This is a genomic window from Nocardioides sp. BGA-UO-ETr-FS32, assembly GCF_059567905.1.
On record NZ_JCAQOX010000013.1, the window covers coordinates 834465 to 854520 of the forward strand.

At 70.6% G+C, this 20056-nt stretch carries 19 protein-coding genes; 11 read left to right on the top strand and 8 right to left on the bottom strand.

Going from position 1 to position 20056, the window contains the following annotated elements:
- The 4 genes from zwf to tkt are packed head-to-tail and all read right to left on the bottom strand — an operon-like array spanning position 1 to position 6486.
- Complete coding sequence (zwf, locus tag AC57BS_RS09230; protein WP_496411128.1) at positions 1-1524, bottom strand: glucose-6-phosphate dehydrogenase; 1524 nt, start codon at positions 1522-1524, stop codon at positions 1-3.
- A complete protein-coding gene (gene pgi, locus AC57BS_RS09235) occupies positions 1521-3191 on the bottom strand; it encodes a glucose-6-phosphate isomerase (protein ID WP_496411129.1) in 1671 nt (556 codons plus the stop codon). The genes zwf and pgi overlap by 4 nt, the downstream gene beginning before the upstream one ends.
- Positions 3188-4303: a transaldolase gene (gene tal / locus AC57BS_RS09240; protein ID WP_496411130.1), complete on the bottom strand. Its 1116-nt coding sequence runs from the start codon at positions 4301-4303 to the stop codon at positions 3188-3190. The genes pgi and tal overlap by 4 nt, the downstream gene beginning before the upstream one ends.
- Positions 4304-4344: 41 nt before the next feature.
- Positions 4345-6486 (bottom strand): transketolase, encoded by a 2142-nt coding sequence (gene tkt / locus AC57BS_RS09245; protein WP_496411131.1) that lies wholly within the window; start codon positions 6484-6486, stop codon positions 4345-4347.
- Positions 6487-6690: 204 nt separating this feature from the next.
- On the opposite strand from tkt, the gene AC57BS_RS09250 reads away from it, so the two are divergent.
- On the top strand, positions 6691-7656 hold the full coding sequence (locus tag AC57BS_RS09250; RefSeq protein ID WP_496411132.1) for a heme o synthase: 966 nt from the start codon (positions 6691-6693) through the stop codon (positions 7654-7656).
- A gap of 35 nt (positions 7657-7691) precedes the next feature.
- On the opposite strand, the gene AC57BS_RS09255 is transcribed toward AC57BS_RS09250, so the two are convergent.
- Genes AC57BS_RS09255 through AC57BS_RS09265 form a run of 3 tightly spaced genes read right to left on the bottom strand, consistent with a single transcriptional unit; the run spans position 7692 to position 10362 of the window.
- Positions 7692-8621: a COX15/CtaA family protein gene (locus tag AC57BS_RS09255; RefSeq protein ID WP_496411133.1), complete on the bottom strand. Its 930-nt coding sequence runs from the start codon at positions 8619-8621 to the stop codon at positions 7692-7694.
- Positions 8621-9427, bottom strand: a complete 807-nt coding sequence (locus AC57BS_RS09260; RefSeq protein ID WP_496411134.1) for an ABC transporter permease — start codon at positions 9425-9427, stop codon at positions 8621-8623. Before AC57BS_RS09260 ends, AC57BS_RS09255 begins: the two co-directional genes overlap by 1 nt.
- Positions 9424-10362, bottom strand: coding sequence for an ABC transporter ATP-binding protein (locus tag AC57BS_RS09265; protein WP_496411135.1), 939 nt, complete (start codon positions 10360-10362; stop codon positions 9424-9426). The genes AC57BS_RS09260 and AC57BS_RS09265 overlap by 4 nt, the downstream gene beginning before the upstream one ends.
- Positions 10363-10425: 63 nt before the next feature.
- On the opposite strand from AC57BS_RS09265, the gene AC57BS_RS09270 reads away from it, so the two are divergent.
- The 10 genes from AC57BS_RS09270 (at position 10426) to AC57BS_RS09315 (ending at position 19058) form a co-directional block, all read left to right on the top strand.
- Entirely contained in the window at positions 10426-11424 is a 999-nt protein-coding gene (locus tag AC57BS_RS09270) for an ATP-binding cassette domain-containing protein (protein ID WP_496411136.1), read from the top strand.
- On the top strand, positions 11421-12281 hold the full coding sequence (locus AC57BS_RS09275) for an ABC transporter permease (protein WP_496411137.1): 861 nt from the start codon (positions 11421-11423) through the stop codon (positions 12279-12281). Before AC57BS_RS09270 ends, AC57BS_RS09275 begins: the two co-directional genes overlap by 4 nt.
- 91 nt (positions 12282-12372) lie before the next feature.
- Positions 12373-13065, top strand: a complete 693-nt coding sequence (locus AC57BS_RS09280) for a helix-turn-helix transcriptional regulator (protein ID WP_496411138.1) — start codon at positions 12373-12375, stop codon at positions 13063-13065.
- Positions 13062-14480, top strand: coding sequence for a Fe-S cluster assembly protein SufB (gene sufB / locus AC57BS_RS09285; RefSeq protein ID WP_496411139.1), 1419 nt, complete (start codon positions 13062-13064; stop codon positions 14478-14480). The genes AC57BS_RS09280 and sufB overlap by 4 nt, the downstream gene beginning before the upstream one ends.
- A 94-nt stretch (positions 14481-14574) precedes the next feature.
- Entirely contained in the window at positions 14575-15798 is a 1224-nt protein-coding gene (gene sufD / locus AC57BS_RS09290) for a Fe-S cluster assembly protein SufD (protein WP_496411140.1), read from the top strand.
- On the top strand, positions 15798-16148 hold the full coding sequence (locus AC57BS_RS09295; protein WP_496411141.1) for a non-heme iron oxygenase ferredoxin subunit: 351 nt from the start codon (positions 15798-15800) through the stop codon (positions 16146-16148). Before sufD ends, AC57BS_RS09295 begins: the two co-directional genes overlap by 1 nt.
- Entirely contained in the window at positions 16145-16903 is a 759-nt protein-coding gene (gene sufC, locus AC57BS_RS09300) for a Fe-S cluster assembly ATPase SufC (protein WP_496411142.1), read from the top strand. Before AC57BS_RS09295 ends, sufC begins: the two co-directional genes overlap by 4 nt.
- 65 nt (positions 16904-16968) lie before the next feature.
- Entirely contained in the window at positions 16969-18204 is a 1236-nt protein-coding gene (locus tag AC57BS_RS09305; protein ID WP_496411143.1) for a cysteine desulfurase, read from the top strand.
- A 3-nt stretch (positions 18205-18207) separates the two neighbouring features.
- Entirely contained in the window at positions 18208-18675 is a 468-nt protein-coding gene (gene sufU, locus AC57BS_RS09310) for a Fe-S cluster assembly sulfur transfer protein SufU (RefSeq protein WP_496411144.1), read from the top strand.
- Positions 18672-19058 (top strand): metal-sulfur cluster assembly factor, encoded by a 387-nt coding sequence (locus AC57BS_RS09315; protein WP_496411145.1) that lies wholly within the window; start codon positions 18672-18674, stop codon positions 19056-19058. Before sufU ends, AC57BS_RS09315 begins: the two co-directional genes overlap by 4 nt.
- Before the next feature lie 3 nt (positions 19059-19061).
- On the opposite strand, the gene AC57BS_RS09320 is transcribed toward AC57BS_RS09315, so the two are convergent.
- On the bottom strand, positions 19062-20024 hold the full coding sequence (locus AC57BS_RS09320; RefSeq protein ID WP_496411146.1) for an SMP-30/gluconolactonase/LRE family protein: 963 nt from the start codon (positions 20022-20024) through the stop codon (positions 19062-19064).
- Positions 20025-20056: the final 32 nt, after the last annotated feature.

Consider the following 20056-nt stretch of genomic DNA (forward strand, 5'->3'; position numbering starts at 1 on the left):
TTACGGTCTCCTCCACGTGCGGCCGTCGCGGGCCAGCATCTTGTCCGCCGACGCGGGTCCCCAGGTGCCGGAGTCGTACGCCTCCGGCTTGCCCTTCCTGGCCCAGTGGGCGATCACCGGGTCGAGGATCTTCCAGGACAGCTCGACCTCCTCGTGACGCGGGAACAGCGGCGGGTCGCCGAGCAGCACGTCGAGGATGAGCCGTTCGTACGCCTCGGCGCTGGCCTCGGTGAACGAGCCGCCGTAGGCGAAGTCCATGTTGACGTCGCGGATCTCCATCGCGGTGCCGGGCACCTTCGACCCGAACCGCATGGTCATGCCCTCGTCGGGCTGGACCCGGATGACGAGCGCGTTCTGGGTCAGGTCCTCGGTGGAAGTCTGGCTGAACGGCAGGTGCGGCGCGCGCTTGAAGACGACGGCCACCTCGGTGACACGGCGACCGAGCCGCTTGCCGGTGCGGAGGTAGAACGGCACGCCCGCCCAGCGGCGGGTCTCGACGTGCACCGTGATCGCGGCGAAGGTCTCGGTGGTGGAGGTCTTCTTGATGCCGTCCTCGTCGAGGAACCCGTTGACCTTCTCGCCACCTGCCCAGCCGGCGGCGTACTGGCCACGGGCGGTGGTGGTGTCGAGCCGCGGCGGCAGCGTGGTGGAGGCGAGGACCTTCTGCTTCTCGATGCGCAGGCTCTCGGCGTCGAAGGCGATGGGCTCCTCCATCGCCACGAGCGCCATCAGCTGGAGGAGGTGGTTCTGGATGACGTCGCGCGCCGCGCCGATGCCGTCGTAGTAGCCGGCGCGGCCGCCGATGCCGATGTCTTCGGCCATCGTGATCTGCACGTGGTCGACGTAGTTGGCGTTCCAGATCGGCTCGAACATGTTGTTGGCGAACCGCATGGCGAGGATGTTCTGGACGGTCTCCTTGCCGAGGTAGTGGTCGATGCGGAAGACCGAGCCCGACGGGAAGACCCCGGCAAGGGTCTCGTTGAGCTCGCGCGCCGACTCGAGGTCGTGGCCGAACGGCTTCTCCACGACCACGCGCCGCCACTGGTCGGGACCGGGATCGGCGAGCCCGTGCTCCTTGAGCTGGCCGACGACCGTGCCGAAGAAGGACGGCGGGATCGCGAGGTAGAAGGCCATGTTGCCGCCGGTGCCGCGCAGCTGGTCGAGCTCCTCGACGGTGCGGCGCAGCTGCTCGAAGGCTGCGTCGTCGTCGAAGTCGCCGGACACGAAGCGGAAGCCCTCGGCGAGCTGGCGCCACACCTCCTCGCGGAAGGGCGTACGGGCGTGCTGCTTCACCGCGTCGTGCACGATCTGGGCGAAGTCCTGGTCGGCCCAGTCGCGGCGGGCGAAGCCCACCAGGCTGAACCCGGGCGGCAGCAGGCCGCGGTTGGCGAGGTCGTAGATGGCCGGCATGACCTTCTTGCGCGACAGGTCGCCGGTCACGCCGAACAGCACCATCCCGCAGGGGCCGGCGATGCGTGGCAGCCGGCGGTCCTGCGGGTCGCGCAGCGGGTTCACGTGCGTCATGCGGTTCGGTGCTCCTGGTAGTAGCCGATCAGGGACTGGGTGGAGGGGTCCTGCTGCGCCAGCACGCCGGCATCGCCCGACACGGCGGGGCCGAGCTGCTGGGCGAGCTGCTTGCCGAGCTCGACGCCCCACTGGTCGAAGCTGTCGATGCCCCAGACCGCGCCCTGGACGAAGGTGATGTGCTCGTAGAGCGCGACCAGCTGGCCGAGCACGGCCGGGGTGAGGGCGGGCGCCATGATCGAGGTCGTCGGTCGGTTGCCGGGGAAGGTCCGCGCGGACACCAGCTCCTCCGCGACCCCCTCGGCCCGGACCTCGTCGGCCGTCCTGCCGAACGCCAGGGCCTTGGTCTGGGCGAAGAAGTTGGCCAGGAACAGCTCGTGCACGTCGATGCCCTGCCCGTCGGGCCCAGTGTCGGTGAGGGCGTACGCCGGCCGCGCGAAGGCGATGAAGTCGGCCGGGACCAGCCGCGTGCCCTGGTGGATCAGCTGGTAGAACGCGTGCTGCCCGTTGGTGCCGGGCTCCCCCCAGAAGACCTCGCCCGTGTCGTGGTCGACAGGGGTGCCGTCCCAGCGCACGCCCTTGCCGTTGGACTCCATCGTGAGCTGCTGGAGGTAGGCCGGGAAGCGGTGCAGCAGCTGCGCGTAGGGCAGGACCGCGTGGGTGTGCGCGCCGAGGAAGTTGGTGTACCAGACGTTGAGCAGGCCCATCCGGAGCGGCACGTTGGCGGCGGCGGGCGCGGTGCGGAAGTGCTCGTCCATCTCGTGGAAGCCGGCGAGCATGTCGCCGAAGTGCTCCGGGCCGATCGCCACCATCAGGGACAGGCCGATCGCGGAGTCCATCGAGTAGCGGCCGCCGACCCAGTCCCAGAAGCCGAAGGCGTTCTCGGGGTCGATCCCGAAGTCGGCGACCTTGTCCAGGGCAGTGGAGACCGCCACGAAGTGCTGCGCGACGGCGGCGTCGGGGTCGGCGCCCTCGGGGAGCCGGTCCAGCAGCCAGGCACGGCACAGCCGCGCGTTGGTCAGCGTCTCGAGCGTGCCGAAGGTCTTGCTCGAGACGATGAAGAGCGTCGTCTCGGGGTCGAGGCCGGACAGCTTCTGACCGGCATCGGTCGGGTCGATGTTGCTGATGAACCGGCAGGTCAGGCCCTCCTGCCGGTAGGGCTCGAGCGCCTCGTAGGCCATGACGGGTCCGAGGTCGGAGCCACCGATGCCGATGTTGACGATCGTCTCGATCCGCCGGCCGGTGACGCCGGTCCACTCACCCGACCGCACACGCTCCGCGAAGGCGTACGCCCGGCCGAGCACCTCGTGCACCTCGGGCACCACGTCCTGTCCGTCGACCGTCAGGGACGCGTCGGCGGGGAGCCGCAGCGCCGTGTGCAGCACGGCGCGGTCCTCGGTGACGTTGATCCGCTCACCGGCGAACATCGCCTGCCGGCGGCCGGGGAGGTCGACCTCGTCGGCAAGGGCGAGCAGCGCCTCCTCGACGGCGTCGTCGACGAGGTTCTTGGACAGGTCGACGTGCAGGTCGCCCGCGAGCAGGGTGTGCTGCTCGACCCACGACGGGGTCAAGGTGCTGCGCAGGTCCGGTTCGAACGCGTCGGCGAGCCCGGCGAGCCGGGACCAGGCCGCGGTCGTGGTCGGGTCGACCGGCTCGCCGGCGCTCATGCCCGCGCGGCCTCGAGGGAGGCCGACAGGGTGGTCTGGAGCTCGTCCCACGCGACGACGAACTTCTCGACACCCTCCTTGATGAGCACCGCGATCACGTCGTCGTAGTCGATGCCGGCCTCGGCCAGCGCCTGCATGTGGGCGGCCGCGTCGTCGTAGTAGGGGCGGACCCGGTCGCCACGCACCTGGCCGTGGTCGGCGACCGCGTCGAGGGTCTTCTCGGGCATGGTGTTGACCGTGTTCTCGACGACCAGGTCCACGACGTACATCGTGTCGTCGTAGTCGGGGTTCTTGACGCCCGTCGAGGCCCACAGCGGACGCTGCCTGCGCGCGCCCCTGGCCTCGAGCGCCTCCCAGCGCTCACCGCTGAAGAACTCCTCGTACATCTGGAAGGCGAGCCGCGCGTTGGCGACGCCCGCCTTGCCCCGCAGGGCCGGGTCCGTGCCGGGGCCCTCGGTCGTCGCCTCGAGCCGCTTGTCGATCTCGGTGTCGACGCGCGAGACGAAGAACGAGGCGACCGAGTGGATGTCGGCGAGGTCGTGGCCGTTGTCGGCCGCCTGCTCGAGGCCGGAGACGTACGCCTCCATCACGTTGCGGTACTGCTCGAGGCCGAAGATCAGGGTGACGTTGACCGAGATGCCGGCGGCGATGGTCTCGGTGATCGCGGGCCAGCCCTCCTCGGTGCCCGGGATCTTGATCATCACGTTGGGCTCGCCGACGGTCTTGTGCAGCTCGGCGGCCTCGGCCACGGTCTGCTCGGTGTGGTGGGCCAGGCCGGGGGAGACCTCGATCGAGACGCGGCCGTCGACGCCGTCGGTGGCGTCGAAGACCGGTCGCATGACCTTGCAGGCCTCCCGCACGTCGTCGGTGGTGATCACCAGCGTGGCGCGGTCGACGTCGGCGCCCTCGGCGGCAAGCTCGCGGACCTGGGCGTCGTAGCGCTCGCCGTCGGCCAGGGCGGCCTGGAAGATCGACGGGTTGGACGTGACGCCCACGACGCTGCTGGTCTCCACGAGGTCGGCGAGGTTGCCGGTCTCGAGGCGCTCGCGGGACAGGTCGTCGAGCCAGATGGACACCCCGGCGTCGGCCAGGGCCTTGAGACGGTCGTTCATGCGTTTCCTCCCGTGGATGGGGTCTGGACGGTCGAGATCGCTCAGGCGTTGACGACGGCGACGCTGTCGCGCGCGGCGTCGGCGACGGCCTGGGCGGTGATGCCGAACTCGGTGTAGATCCGGGCGTGGTCGGCCGACGCGCCGTAGTGCTCGATCGAGATGATCCGGCCGTTGTCGCCGACGATCTCGCGCCAGCCCTGCTTGACGCCGGCCTCGACGGAGACGCGCGACTTCACCGTCGGCGGCAGGACGGTGTCGCGGTAGGACTCGTCCTGCTCCTCGAACCACTCGAGGCAGGGCATCGACACCACGCGGGCGTCGATCCCGTCCTCGGCGAGCAGCGCCCGCGCCTCGACGGCCAGCTGGACCTCCGAGCCGGTGCCGATGAGGATCACGTCGGGCGTGCCCTTGTCGGCGTCGAGCAGCACGTAGGCGCCGCGGGCCACGCCCTCGGTGGACCCCCACTGCTGTCCGGTGTCGGCGTCCTCGCCACGCGGGAAGACCGGCACGTTCTGACGGGTCAGGGCCAGGGCGGCCGGAGTGTCGGTGCGGCTCAGGACGGCATGCCAGGCGGCGACGGTCTCGTTGGCGTCCGCCGGGCGTACGACGTCGAGGCCGGGCATGGCACGCAGGGCCGCCAGGTGCTCGATCGGCTGGTGCGTCGGGCCGTCCTCCCCGAGGCCGATGGAGTCGTGGGTCCACACGTAGGTCACCGGCAGCTTGCTCAGCGCGGCCACGCGGACCGAACCGCGCATGTAGTCCGAGAACGTGAGGAACGTGCCACCGAAGACGCGGGTGAGCCGGTCGGCCGCGATGCCGTTCATGATCGCGCCCATGCCGTGCTCCCGGATGCCGAAGTGGAGGACCCGGCCGGCGTGGGGGTCGGTGCTCCACTCGCCGATCTCGGCGACCTCCGCACCCACGGACGGGGCGCTGGTGATCGTCGTGTTGTTGGAGCCGGCGAGGTCGGCGGAGCCGCCCCACAGCTCGGGCAGCACCGGTGCGAGGGCGTTGATCACCTTGCCGGAGGCAGACCGGGTGGCGACACCCTTGGCGTCGGCGGGGAAGGTCGGCAGCGCCTCGGCGAGGCCGACCGGCACCTCCCGGCGCTTGAGCCGGTGCAGCAGCTCGGCGGACTCCGGGTGCGCCTCGGCCCAGGCGGCGTACTTCTCGTCCCACTCGGCGCCCCACGCGGAGCCGCGCTCGCGCAGCTCCCGGGTGCGCTCGAGCACGCCCGGCGGGACCTCGAAGGTCTGGTCGGGGTCGAAGCCGAGGATCTTCTTGGTGGCGGCGACCTCGTCGGCCCCGAGGGCGCTGCCGTGCGCCGCCTCGGTGCCCTGGGCGTTGGGTGCGGGCCAGGCGATGACCGTGTCGAGGACGATCAGGGAGGGCTTGTCGCCCACGCCGTGGGCCTTGCGGATGGCGGAGTAGAGGGCCGGGACGTCCTCGACGTAGTCGGTGCCGCCGTTGGTCCAGTCGACCGTCTGGACGTGCCAGCCGTAGGCCTCGTAGCGGGCGGCGACGTCCTCGGTGAAGGCGATGTCGGTGTCGCCCTCGATCGAGATCCGGTTGCGGTCGTAGATGACGGTGAGGTTGCCGAGCTTCTGGGTGCCCGCGATCGAGCTCGCCTCGGAGCTGACGCCCTCCTGCAGGTCGCCGTCGGAGGCCAGGGCGTAGACCTGGTGGTCGAAGAGGCCCTCGCCGGGAGCGGCGTCCGCGTCCAGCATGCCGTGGACGCGTCGGCCCGAGAGGGCCATGCCGACGGCGTTGCCGACGCCCTGGCCCAGCGGTCCCGTGGTCACCTCGACGCCGGCGGTGTGGCCGAGCTCGGGGTGGCCGGGCGTCTTGGAGCCCCAGGTGCGCAGCGCCTTGAGGTCGTCGAGCTCGAGGCCGAAGCCGCCGAGGTAGAGCTGGGTGTAGAGGGTGATGCTGGAGTGGCCGCAGGACAGCACGAAGCGGTCGCGTGCGATCCACTCCGGGTCGGCCGGGTCGTGCCGCATGACCTTCTGGAACAGCAGGTAGGCCGCCGGGGCGAGGCTCATCGCCGTGCCGGGGTGCCCGTTGCCGACCTTCTGGACCGCGTCCATCGCGAGGACCCGGGCCGTGTCGACCGCGCGCTTGTCGACGTCGTCCCACTCGAGCGTGGCGGGCAGGGCGGACTTGGTGGTCGACTTGTTGGTCAACGCAGTTCCTCTCGGTGGAGTGCAACCGGGTGCGGTCAGGATCACAGCCCGGCGGGGGTGGCCTCGACTGCGACCCTATCGTCGTGGCCGAGTAGACTCGACCGTGCCCGAGGGTCGCCCCGGACGCCGGTGGATCCGGTTGTCGATGCCCCTCGGTGCCCCGTTGTCCGCGTTCCATCCGTTCCCGTCCCCGAGGTCTGCCACGTGTCCCACGCCGGTCCGAACGCTGCTGCGTCCGCGCGGCCGTCGAGCGGTGACGACGGCGAGGGAGAGGGTCCGAAGACCTGGCGCGACGTCGTCGCGGCCTATGTCGGGCTGACGAAGCCGCGCGTGATCGAGCTGCTGCTGCTCACGACCGTGCCGGTGATGTTCTTCGCCGCCCGCGGCGTGCCCGAGCTGGCCACGGTCGTGTGGACCGTGCTCGGGGGCACCTTCTCCGCGGGCTCGGCGTCGGTCTTCAACTGTGTCTACGACCGCGACATCGACGAGCAGATGCGCCGGACCCGGCGTCGGGCGCTCCCGCGGCACATCGTCTCCCCGCGCGCAGCGCTGGTCTTCGGGGTCGTGCTGGGGATCCTGTCGACGGTGATCCTCTGGGCGGGGGTCAACGCCCTGTCGGCCGTGCTGTCGGTGACCGCGATCGCGTTCTACGTCTTCATCTACACGATGCTGCTCAAGCGGCGCACGACTCAGAACATCGTCTGGGGCGGGATCGCCGGCTGCTTCCCGACCCTCATCGGGTGGACGGCCGTCACCGGCGAGCTCGCGTGGACGCCGGTCGTGCTGTTCCTGGTCGTGTTCTTCTGGACCCCGCCGCACACCTGGGCGCTGGCCCTGCGCTACCGCGATGACTACCGCAACGTCGACGTCCCGATGCTCCCGGTGGTCAGGCCCGCCCGCGAGGTCGGCCGGCAGGTCGTCGTCTACAGCTGGGTGATGGTGGCGACCTCGCTGCTGCTCTGGCCGGTCGCCGGCACGAGCCTGGTCTACCCGGTGGCGGCCGCGGTGCTGGGCGCGGTCTTCCTCGTGGAGGCACACCGGATGTGGTCGCGCACCAAGGCGTCCGAGGCCCTCGGCGAGATCAACCCGATGCGGCTCTTCCACGCCTCGAACCTCTACCTGTCCCTGCTGTTCGTCGCCGTCGCGCTGGACCCGCTGCTCGGCCGCTAGCCCGAACCCAGGGTCCGGTCAGGAGCTTCGGCGGGTCAGGCCGGGCGGGTCGCAGCGTGGGGCTGCGGCTCGCCGTCGGCCACCGCTTCGCGGTCGGCGCGGTGGGGGAGGACCGCCAGTGAGACGCGGGCCAGGCCGGCGGCCAGGAGCGACGCGCCGAGCATGTGCAGCGCCACCAGGGCGACGGGCAGGTCCAGCCAGTACTGCACCCAGCCGAGCACGCCCTGCAGGACCTCGACGAGGAGCACCAGGCCGGTGACCCGGGCCAGCCACTGGTGCCCGCCACGCACCGCCACGACCAGCAGGGCCACGGTCAGGGCGACCAGCACGTAGACCGAGACGGCGTGCACCTGCGACACCGTCGCCGGGTCGAGGCCGTTGCGGGGGGAGTCGGTGTCGCCGGCGTGCGGCCCCGCCCCGGTCACCACGGTGCCGAGGTAGAGCGCGACCCAGCCCGCGGCCAACGTCGCCCACGCGAGCGCCCGGGGCAGCGGGGGAGCGGCCTCGCGGTCGGGGCTGCGCAGCTCGTCGAGGAGCGCGACGCACACCATGACCATGGCCATCGACAGCAGGAAGTGCCCGGCGACGATCCACGGGTTGAGGTCGGTCAGCACGGTGATGCCGCCGATGACCGCCTGGAGCGGGATGCCGAGCCCGATGACGAGCGAGAGCCGGGTCGCGCGGCGGTGCATCGCCCCCAGGGCAGCCAGGAAGCACAGGAGCGCGATCGCCGCCAGCGCGAAGGTGAGCAGCCGGTTGCCGAACTCGATGGCGCCGTGGACGCCGAGCTCCCCGTGCGCGACGTAGGACTCGTCGGTGCAGCGCGGCCAGGTCGGGCAGCCGAGCCCGGACCCGGTCAGGCGGACGGCGCCGCCGGTGACGACGATGCCGATGTTGGCGAGCAGGTTGGCGATCGCCAGGGGCCAGAGGTACGGCGCGAGCTTGTCGAGGATGGCGTGTCTCATCATTCCCACTTGAAGGTTCGTGCGGTGAGCACCGTGCCGAGCCCCGCCCAGGCGGCGAGCACGAGCAGCGACCGGGCGTCGACCTGTCCGTCCACGAGCGCGCCGCGCATCGCCTCGCCGAGGGCGCCGGACGGCAGCCACTGGATCAGTGCGCCCGCGGCGCCGTAGGTGCTGGCCGGCAGCACGATGCCGCCGCCCGCCATGAGCAGGAGGTAGACCAGGTTGGCCAGGGCGAGGGTCGCCTCGGCGCGGAGCACCCCCGCGACGAACAGCCCGAGCGCGGCGAACGCCGCCGTGCCCAGGCCCACGGCGAGGACCAGGCCCGCGAGCGTACGGACGGGGTGCGCGAGCGTGGGCTCCCAGCCCAGCAGGAGCCCGACGGCGACCAGCACCACGAGCTGGAGGGCCACGACGTTGAGCAGGGCCAGCGCCTTGCCCAGCAGCAGGCCGTGCCGCGGCAGCGGCGAGGCCCCCAGGAGCTTGATGACGCCGTAGCGGCGCTCGAACCCCGTGGCGATGGCGACGGAGGTGAACGCGGTGGACATCACGGCGAGGGCCAGCACGCCCGGGGTGAGGACGTCGACCGCCCCGACGCCGCCGAGGGTGCTGCCCAGGCGGCCGGCCGCGACGACGCCGCCCACGAGCACGATGACGGGGATGACGAGGGCGAGCAGGAGCTGCTCGCCGTTGCGCAGCATGAGCCGCGACTCCATCCGCGCCTGCGCGAGCACCATCGCGGTCAGCGGTGCGCTGCCCGGTGCGGGCGTGAAGGTGTTCGGCGTGGCGCTCGTACGAGGTGGGGTCACGGCGCGAGCTCCCGCCCAGTGAGCTCGAGGAAGACGTCCTCGAGGGTGCGCTGGCCCAGGTTGAGCGTCTGCGGGAGCACACCGTGCTCCTCGCACCAACGGGACACCCGCCCCAGCGTCGTGGCATCGGCGGGACCGTGGATGAGCATGCTGACCTCGTCGAGCTGGCGCACCTCGGTCAGCGGACCGAGCTCGGCGCGCAGGGACTCGGGGGCGCCGTCGGGGAAGGGGCGGTTCACCACCAGCCGGATCGTGGCCGAGCGGCCACCGCGGGTCAGCTCGGCGGGAGTGCCGCTCGCGATGGCCGTGCCGCGGTCGATGATGTGGATCCGGTCCGCGAGGTGCTCGGCCTCGTCCATGTGGTGGGTGGTCAGCACGACGGTCACGCCGTCCCCCCGGATCTCCTCCAGCAGCTCCCACGTCGTGCGGCGTGCCTGCGGGTCCATGCCGGCGGTCGGCTCGTCGACGAACACCAGCTCGGGGCGCCCGACGAGGGCGACGGCCAGCCCCAGTCGCTGACGCTGGCCACCGGACAGCCGGCGGTAGGGCGTACGACCGCAGTCGCCGAGGCCGAGCCGCTCGACGAGCATCGCGGTGTCGAGCGGGTGGGCGTGCAGCGCGGCCATGTGCTCCAGCATCTCGACGGCGCGTACGCCGCTCCAGGCGCCGCCGTCCTGCAGCATCACGCCGATGCGGGGGAGCAGGGCGGAGCGGTCGCGCTGCGGGTCCAGCCCGAGCACGCGGACCGTGCCCCGTTGCGGCGCCCGGTAGCCCTCGCAGGTCTCGAGCGTGGTCGTCTTCCCGGCGCCGTTGGGTCCGAGGACAGCCGTGATCGAGCCGCGGGATACGTCGAGGGAGAGACCGTCGACCGCGACCTTGTCGCCGTAGGCCATCACCAGGCCGTCGATCTCGACGGCGGGGGAGGCGAGTGGCACGTACCGATTCTAGGTGCGACATATTGACGAGCGGCTGTCGGTCCCCGCGGCTAGCGTGGACGCATGACTCGAGCTGCAGCAATCGAGGCCGACGGCCTCGTCAAGCACTTCGGCGAGACCGTCGCGGTCGACGGGGTGTCCTTCCGGGTCCCGGAGGGCTCGGTGCTCGGCCTGCTCGGCCCCAACGGCGCCGGCAAGACGACCACGGTGCGGATGATGACCACGCTGACCAGGCCGACCGCCGGCACCGGACGCGTCGCCGGCCACGACATCATCACCGACGCGCCCGCGGTGCGGCGCAGCATGGGGCTGACCGGTCAGGCGGCGACGGTCGACGAGCTGCTGACCGGCCGGGAGAACCTCCGCCTCATCGGCAGGCTCTACGGTCTCGACCCGGGCTACATCAGGCGCGCGAGCGACGAGCTGCTCGAGCGGTTCTCCCTCGCCGACGCCGGTGACCGCACGGCCAAGACCTACTCCGGCGGCATGCGGCGCCGGCTCGACCTGGCGGTCAGCCTGATCGCCACGCCGCCGGTGCTGTTCCTCGACGAGCCGACCACGGGCCTCGACCCGCGCTCGCGCGTCGAGCTCTGGGACGTGCTGCGCGAGCTGGTCGCCGACGGCACCACGCTGCTGCTGACCACCCAATACCTGGAGGAGGCCGACCAGCTCGCCGACAACATCGTGGTGATCGACCACGGGACCGTCATCGCGGAGGGCACCCCGCTCCAGCTCAAGGACCAGTCCGGAGCCGCGGCACTGGTGGTGACCGTGTCCCACGCGGCGGACCTCGGGGCGGCCGAGGAGCTGCTGCGTCCGCACGTGCGCGAGGTCCACGTCGACGCCGGCGCCCGCCAGCTGACAGCCCCGGCCGAGGGGCTGGGACACATGACCCGCGTGGCCGGGCTCTTCGACCAGAGCGAGATCGTGCTCGACGACATCGGGCTCAAGCGGCCGAGCCTCGACGACGTCTTCCTCCACCTCACCGGCCACCGGGCCGAGGAGCGCTCCGACGGCACCGACGAGACAGCCGGCGAGCCGGCAGGGGAGATGGCCCGATGACCGGCCCGACGACCGACCCGACGACACGCGCGACCAGCACGCTCGAGCGACCCGAGATCCGCACCACCGGTCTGCTCACCCAGTCGTGGGCCATCGCACGACGCAACTTCCTCCACATCAAGCGCATGCCCGAGATGCTGATGGACGTCACCATCCAGCCGGTCATGTTCGTGCTGCTCTTCGCCTACGTGTTCGGCTCGTCCATCGACGTCGCCACCCCCGCCGGCTACCGCGCCTTCCTGCTCGCCGGGATCATGGCGCAGACCGTGGCGTTCGCGTCCTTCATCGTCGCGGTCGGGCTCACCGCCGACCTCGACAAGGGCATCGTCGACCGGATGCGCTCGCTGCCCATCAATCCCGCCGCCGTGCTCGTCGGGCGCAGCATCTCCAGCCTGGCCCACTCCTCGATCGGCCTCGTGGTGATGTCGCTGACCGGTCTGGTGATCGGCTGGCGGATCCACACCAACGTCTTCGAGGCCGCGCTCGGCTACCTCCTGCTCCTGGGCTGGGGCTTCGCGATGATCTGGGTCGGCATCTGGGTCGGGTCGGCCATGCGCTCGGTCGAGGCCGTCAACGGCGTCATGTTCGCCACGATGTTCCCGATCACGTTCCTGGCCAACACGTTCGCGCCCACCGACCGGATGCCCACCTTCCTGCGGTTCGTCGCCGAGTGGAACCCGATCTCGTCGCTGACCCAGGCGGTCCGCGAGCTCTGGGGCAACGACCAGCCGCTGGCCGAGGGCGCGGCGTTCCCGATGCACCACCCGATCCCGTTCACGATCGGCTGGATCATCCTGATCACCGCGGTCGTGGCGCCGCTCGCCATCCGCACCTTCCGCGCGCGCACGGCAGACTGAGCGAGTCCTGGGCGGCAGCCTTCCGGGGCGCCCGGGTGACTTAGGTGACCCTTGCTTGAAGCCCGGGCCGCAATAACGTCACACTGGTGTTGTGGAATTCACCAGGACGGCGGCAACCCTCGACGGGGATGCGCCCACGCGCGACCGCGTGGCGCGCACGATCCTGGAGAACGGCCCGTCCACCGCCGCCGACCTGGCACGCCTCCTCGACCTGACGCCGGCCGCCGTACGCCGCCACCTCGACCACCTCGTCGCCGAGGGCGTCGCGGAGTCGCGCGAGCAGAAGGTCTACGGCACCCGGGGCCGCGGCCGACCCGCCAAGGTGTTCGCCCTCACCGAGGCCGGGCGCGACAGCTTCGACCAGCAGTACGACGACCTCGCCGTGCAGGCCCTGCGCTTCCTGGCCGAGACCCAGGGCGAGGACGCCGTGGTGGAGTTCGCCCGCCGCCGGGTCGCGTTCGTCGAGCGTGACTACGCCGCCGTGCTGGCCGTCGACCCCGACCTGAGCCCGGCCGAGGCGCTGGCGAAGGTCTTCACCCAGAACGGCTACGCCGCGTCGGTGCGCGAGCGCGCTGCCGCGAACGGCGTGAGCGTGCCGCAGCTGTGCCAGCAGCACTGCCCCGTCTCCCACGTCGCCCACGAGTTCCCGCAGCTCTGCGAGGCAGAGACCGAGGCGATCGGCGCGGTGCTCGGCACCCACGTCCAGCGACTGGCGACCATCGCCCACGGCGACGGCGTCTGCACGACCTGCATCCCCCAGACCCCGAAGAAGGAGAAGGCATGACCTCCATCGAAGAACTCAACCCGGAGCTCAAGGGCATCGGCAAGTACGAGTTCGGCTGGTCCGACTCCGACACCGCGGGCGCCACCGCCACGCGCGGCCTCAACGACGACGTCGTGCGCGACATCTCCTCCAAGAAGTCCGAGCCGCAGTGGATGCTCGACCTGCGCCTCAAGGGCCTCAAGCTCTTCCACCGCAAGCCGATGCCCACCTGGGGCTCCGACCTGTCGACGATCGACTTCGACAACATCAAGTACTTCGTGCGCTCCAGCGAGAAGCAGGCCACCTCGTGGGAGGAGCTCCCCGAGGACATCAAGAACACCTACGACAAGCTCGGCATCCCGGAGGCGGAGAAGCAGCGCCTCGTCGCCGGCGTCGCCGCCCAGTACGAGTCCGAGGTGGTCTACCACTCGATCCGCGAGGACCTCGAGGAGAAGGGCGTCATCTTCGTCGACACCGACACCGCGCTGAAGGAGCACGAGGAGCTCTTCAAGGAGTACTTCGGCACCGTCATCCCGGTCGGTGACAACAAGTTCGCCGCGCTCAACACCTCGGTGTGGTCAGGCGGCTCGTTCATCTACGTGCCCAAGGGCGTCCACGTCGACATCCCGCTCCAGGCCTACTTCCGGATCAACACCGAGAACATGGGCCAGTTCGAGCGCACGCTGATCATCGTCGACGAGGACGCCTACGTGCACTACGTCGAGGGCTGCACCGCGCCGATCTACTCCTCCGACTCGCTGCACTCCGCCGTCGTGGAGATCATCGTCAAGAAGGGCGGCCGCTGCCGCTACACGACCATCCAGAACTGGTCCAACAACGTCTACAACCTCGTCACCAAGCGCGCCACCTGCGACGCCGGCGCGACCATGGAGTGGGTCGACGGCAACATCGGCTCCAAGGTGACGATGAAGTACCCCGCCATCTACCTCATGGGCGAGCACGCCAAGGGCGAGACCCTGTCGATCGCGTTCGCCGGCGAGGGCCAGCACCAGGACGCCGGCGCCAAGATGGTGCACGCGGCGCCGCACACCTCCAGCTCGATCCTGAGCAAGTCGGTGGCGCGCGGTGGCGGCCGTACGTCCTACCGCGGCCTGATCCAGGTCAACGAGGGCGCGCACGGCTCGAAGTCCAACGTGCTGTGCGACGCGCTGCTGGTCGACCAGATCAGCCGCAGCGACACCTACCCCTACGTCGACATCCGCGAGGACGACGTGTCGATGGGCCACGAGGCCAGCGTCTCCAAGGTCTCCGACGACCAGCTCTTCTACCTCATGTCGCGCGGCATGGAGCAGGACGAGGCGATGGCGATGATCGTGCGCGGCTTCGTCGAGCCGATCGCCAAGGAGCTGCCGATGGAGTACGCCCTCGAGCTCAACCGCCTGATCGAGCTGCAGATGGAAGGGGCCGTCGGCTGATGATCCGGTGCGCACCACGACGGCGCGCAGCGTCGTCGAGGGGCGCAGCGGAAGACATCACGCCTTGTACGTCCCCGTAAGAGAAAGTAGAGCTTTGACCGTCACCACCGATTCAGTCCGTTCCGCACTGGAGCAGGCTCCGGAGCACGACCACGTCGACAGCCACCTCCACCCCGCCGGCTCGTACGACGTCGCGGACCACGAGGTCCCGACGGGTCGCGAGGAGATCTGGCGCTTCACGCCGCTCAAGCGGCTCAAGGGCCTCCACGCGGACGCCCCGCTCGACGGCCGCAACACGAAGGCCACCTGGAACGCCCCCGAGGGGGTCCGGGTGGACGTCGTGACCGGCGACGAGGCGACCGCCCTGCGCGGCGTGAGTGGCTGGGCGCCCAACACGCGCTTCACCGCGCGCGTCCTCGCCGAGGTCCGGGCGACCCTGCTCGTCGACGTCCCGGCCGACGTCGAGGCCGGTGAGCCGATCGTGATCGACGTCGAGGGCACCGACGCCGAGGTCACCAGCGGTGCCCACGTGGTGCTGCGCTTCGGCCGGCACAGCAAGGCCGTGGTCGTGCTCAACCACACGGGTTCCGCCGCGGTGTCCGCGGTCGTCGAGGTCGTCGTCGGTGACGGGGCCGACGCCAGCGTGGTCTCGATCCAGGACTGGGCCGACGACGCCGTCCACCTCTCGCACCACCAGGCGCGGGTCGGTCGCGACGCGACCTACAAGCACGCGGCGATCTCGTTCGGCGGTGACCTGGTCCGGATGGACGCCAACGTCACCTACGACGGCCCGGGCGGCTCCGCGGAGCTCCTCGGCCTCTACTTCGCCGACGCCGGCCAGCACATCGAGCACCGGATCTTCGCCGACCACACCGCCCCGCGCACCAAGTCGCACGCCGTCTACAAGGGCGCGCTGCAGGGCGACAAGGCGCACACCGTCTGGGTCGGCAACGTGCTGATCCGCAAGGTCGCCGAGGGCATCGAGACCTACGAGGAGAACCGCAACCTCGTCCTCACCGACGGCTGCCAGGCCGACTCGATCCCCAACCTCGAGATCGAGACCGGCGAGATCGAGGGCGCCGGCCACGCCTCGGCGACCGCCCGCTTCGACGACAACCAGCTGTTCTACCTCCAGTCGCGCGGCATCTCCGAGCCGGAGGCCCAGCGCTTGGTCGTGCACGGCTTCTTCAACGACCTGATCCGCCAGGTCGGCGTGCCGTCCATCGAGCAGCGGCTGCTGACCACGGTCGAGGCCGAGCTCGCCAAGAACGTCCTCAAGGACCTCGGGTCGCTCGCGGCCTTCGGGTCGGACGACTGATGGCCTTCGAGCGCGCGTGCGCGCTGGACGAGGTGGCGACCGACCAGGCCCTGGCGGTCACCCTCGGTCGCTACGACATCGCCATCGCCCGCGACGGCGACGAGGTCTTCGCAGTCGAGAACACCTGCAGCCACGCCGAGGTCGCCCTCAGCGAGGGCGAGGTCGCCGACTGCCAGATCGAGTGCTGGCTGCACGGGTCGATGTTCGACCTGCGCACCGGCAAGCCCACCAACCTCCCCGCGACCGAGCCGGTCGCCACCTTCCCCGTCGACGTACGCGCCAATCCCAACGGCACCAGTGACGTCTACGTCGACACCGAGACCACCCTGAACGGAGTCACCCCCGCATGAGCAAGCTCGTCATCACCGACCTCCACGTCACCGTCGAGACCGAGGACGGCCCCAAGGAGATCCTCAAGGGCGTCACCCTCACCATCAACGAGGGCGAGACCCACGCCATCATGGGCCCCAACGGCTCCGGCAAGTCGACGCTCGCCTACTCCATCGCCGGTCACCCCAAGTACACGATCACCGGTGGCTCGGTGACCCTCGACGGCCAGGACGTGCTCGCGCTCTCCGTCGACGAGCGCGCCCGCGCCGGCCTCTTCCTCGCGATGCAGTACCCCGTCGAGGTCCCCGGCGTCTCGGTGTCGAACTTCCTGCGTACGGCCAAGACCGCGATCGACGGCGAGGCGCCCAAGCTCCGCACGTGGGTCAAGGACGTCAACGGCGCCCTCGAGCGACTCAACCTCGACCCGAGCTTCGGCACCCGTAGCGTCAACGAGGGCTTCTCCGGCGGCGAGAAGAAGCGCCACGAGATCGCGCAGCTCGAGCTGCTCGACCCCCAGGTCGCGGTGCTCGACGAGACCGACTCCGGCCTCGACATCGACGCGCTCAAGATCGTGTCCGACGGCGTCAACCGGTTCCGCCAGCGTGAGGGCAAGGGTGTCCTGCTGATCACCCACTACACCCGCATCCTGCGCTACATCGAGCCCGACTTCGTCCACGTCTTCGTCGACGGCAAGGTCGCCGAGTCCGGGGGCAAGGAGCTCGCCGACCAGCTCGAGGCCGAGGGCTACGACAAGTACCTCAAGGCGAACGCCTGAGGTTTCGAGGCTCGCTCCTCCGCCTTGACCAGCACCGCTTCTCCCACCGCCGAAAGGGGTAACTCATGGAAGGACTGCTTCCGGATCTCGACGTGATCCGCAAGGACTTCCCGATCCTCGAGCGCACGCTCGCGGGCGGAGTGCCGCTGGTCTACCTCGACAGCGCCAACACCTCGCAGAAGCCGCAGGTCGTCATCGACACGATGGTCGACCACCTCGAGCGGCACAACGCCAACATCGCCCGGGCGATGCACCAGCTCGGCGCGGAGTCGACGGAGGCCTTCGAGGCGGCGCGCGACCAGGTGACGGCCTTCCTCAATGCGCCGTCGCGCAACGAGGTCGTCTTCACCAAGAACGCCACCGAGGCGCTCAACCTGCTGGCCCGCACGATCGAGCTCTCGCCCGGTGACAACGTGGTGATCACGGAGATGGAGCACCACTCCAACATCGTGCCGTGGCAGCTCGCCTGCGAGCGGTCGGGTGCCGAGCTGCGCTGGTTCGGCCTGACCGACGACGGCCGGCTCGACCTCTCCAACGCCGACCAGCTGGTCGACGAGAACACCAAGGTCCTCGCGTTCACCTGGGTCTCCAACATGCTCGGCACGATCAACCCCGTCGCCGACCTCTGCGCCCGGGCGAAGGCTGTCGGTGCGTACTCCGTGATCGACGCCTCGCAGGCCGCCCCCCAGCTGCCCGTCGACGTCCAGGCCGTCGACTGCGACTTCCTGGTCTTCACCGGCCACAAGGTGTGCGGTCCGACGGGCATCGGCGTGCTGTGGGGCCGTGAGGCGCTCCTCAACGAGCTGCCCCCGTTCCACGGCGGCGGCGAGATGATCGAGACCGTCACCATGGCCCGCTCGACGTACGCCAAGGCACCGCACCGCTTCGAGGCCGGCACCCCGCCCATCGTCGAGGCCGTCGGCCTCGGCGCGGCCGTCGACTACCTGCGGCACATCGGGCTGGACGCCGTCCACCGCCACGAGCAGGCGATCACGGCGTACGCTCTGGAGGGCCTGCAGTCCGTGCCGGGCGTGACCGTGCTGGGCCCGCTCGACGCGGCGCAGCGCGGCGGTGCGATCTCGTTCGAGCTCGACGGCGTGCACCCGCACGACATCGCCCAGGTCCTCGACTCGCGCGGCGTCGCGGTCCGGGCGGGACACCACTGCGCGAAGCCGGCGCACGCCCGCTTCGGCGTGCAGAGCTCCACGCGCATGTCGTCCTACCTCTACACGACGCCCGCCGAGATCGACGCGCTCGTCGAGGGCCTCCACCACACCCGCAGCTACTTCAAGGTGGGCTGATCCATGAGCACCGACCTGGACGCGCTCTACCAGGAGATCATCCTGGACCACTACAAGAACCCGCACCACAAGGGGCTGCGCGACCCCTTCGAGGCCGAGGTGCACCACGTCAACCCGACGTGCGGCGACGAGGTGACCCTGCGGGTGCACCTCGCGGACGGCGCCGACGGACCCGTGGTCGAGGACGTGTCCTACGACAGCGTCGGCTGCTCGATCTCGCAGGCGTCGGCGTCCGTGCTGACCGACCTCGTGATCGGCAAGCCGGTCGACGAGGCGATGACCATCCACCAGACCTTCCTCGAGCTCATGCAGGGCAAGGGGCAGGTCGAGCCCGACGAGGACGTCCTCGAGGACGGGATCGCCTTCGCCGGCGTCGCCAAGTTCCCCGCGCGCGTGAAGTGCGCGCTGCTCTCCTGGATGGCGTGGAAGGACGCGACCACCCAGGCCCAGACAGAAGGAGAGACCGCATGAGCGAGTCCCAGCAGCAGCCCGACCACTCCGACCTGCCCGAGGTCCCCGAGGCCGCCCACGGCGGCGGCACGTCCACGGTGACCGTCGAGGACGTCACCGAGGCGATGAAGGACGTCGTCGACCCCGAGCTCGGGATCAACGTCGTCGACCTGGGCCTGGTCTACGACGTGCACCTCGACGAGCACAGCAACGCCGTGCTCGACATGACGCTCACGTCCGCGGCCTGCCCGTTGACCGACGTGATCACCGACCAGACCGAGTCGGCCCTCGAGGGCCTGGTCGGCGACGTCGCGATCAACTGGGTCTGGATGCCGCCGTGGGGTCCGGACAAGATCACCGAGGACGGCCGCGAGCAGCTGCGCGCCCTCGGCTTCAACGTCTGAGCCTCAGCTCCCGGCCTTCGCCCGGACCTTGGTCACCCAGTAGTCGGTGGTCGGGGTCGCCGGGGTGGTGAACCGCGCGTTGGGCAGGTAGAGGTGCGAGCCGAACTTCGCGACGGTGGTCGGCACGTCGAAGGACGTCGAGCCCGGCAGGTCGTCGGCGGTGATCGTCCGCACGAGGCGTCCGGTGAGACCGGAGCGCGAGAGGCGCAGCACCGCGACCTCGTTGATGCGGTTGCGCACGACGTAGAGGGTGCGGCCGTGCCTCAGCATGCCGTCGCCCATCGTGAGCGACGCCCCGTCGAGGTCGACCGTCGTGGCCTCGCCGGTGGCCGGGTCGACGCGGTAGAGCAGCCCGGTCGTGGAGTTCACCACCAGCAGCGCTCGACCCGTCGGCGTGGTGCTGATGCCGTTGGCGCCGAACCCCGCGCCCTGCACCCACTCGCCGGTCAGGGGCAGCGTGGTGGTGGCCGTCCCGGGCTCGCCGCCTGCCCCGCGGTCGACGCGATAGAGCTGGGGCTGTGAGGAGTCGGTGAACCACGCCGCGCTGCGCGTCAGGACCACGTCGTTGACGAAGCTGGCGCCGGTCGTGAGGGTCCGGTCGTCCAGCACGGCGCCAGTCTCGGTGTCGATGACCCGGGCGGTGCCGGAGCTGCCACCGGCGACGTAGAGGCGACCCTGCCGGTCGGACTTCATCCCCACCGAGGGGGTGCCTGGACCCTGGCTGATGACGGTGCCCTCGCCGGTGCGGAGCGAGACCTCGTAGATGTCGCCGTCGGCCCGGGAGCCGAACCACGCCGTCGGTCCGGGGCCGAGGGCGATCCCCTCCGGCTGGAAGCCGTCCGGCAGCTCGATGCGGTCGGGGAAGGTGCCGGTGGGTGCAGCGGTCACGCCACTCGCGGTCGGGACGACCGGCGACAGGGCCACGCCGAGGGCGGCGGCGGTGCAGGTGAGGACGAGGCGACGCATGTGGACCTCCGAATGGGTGGGGGACCTTCGAC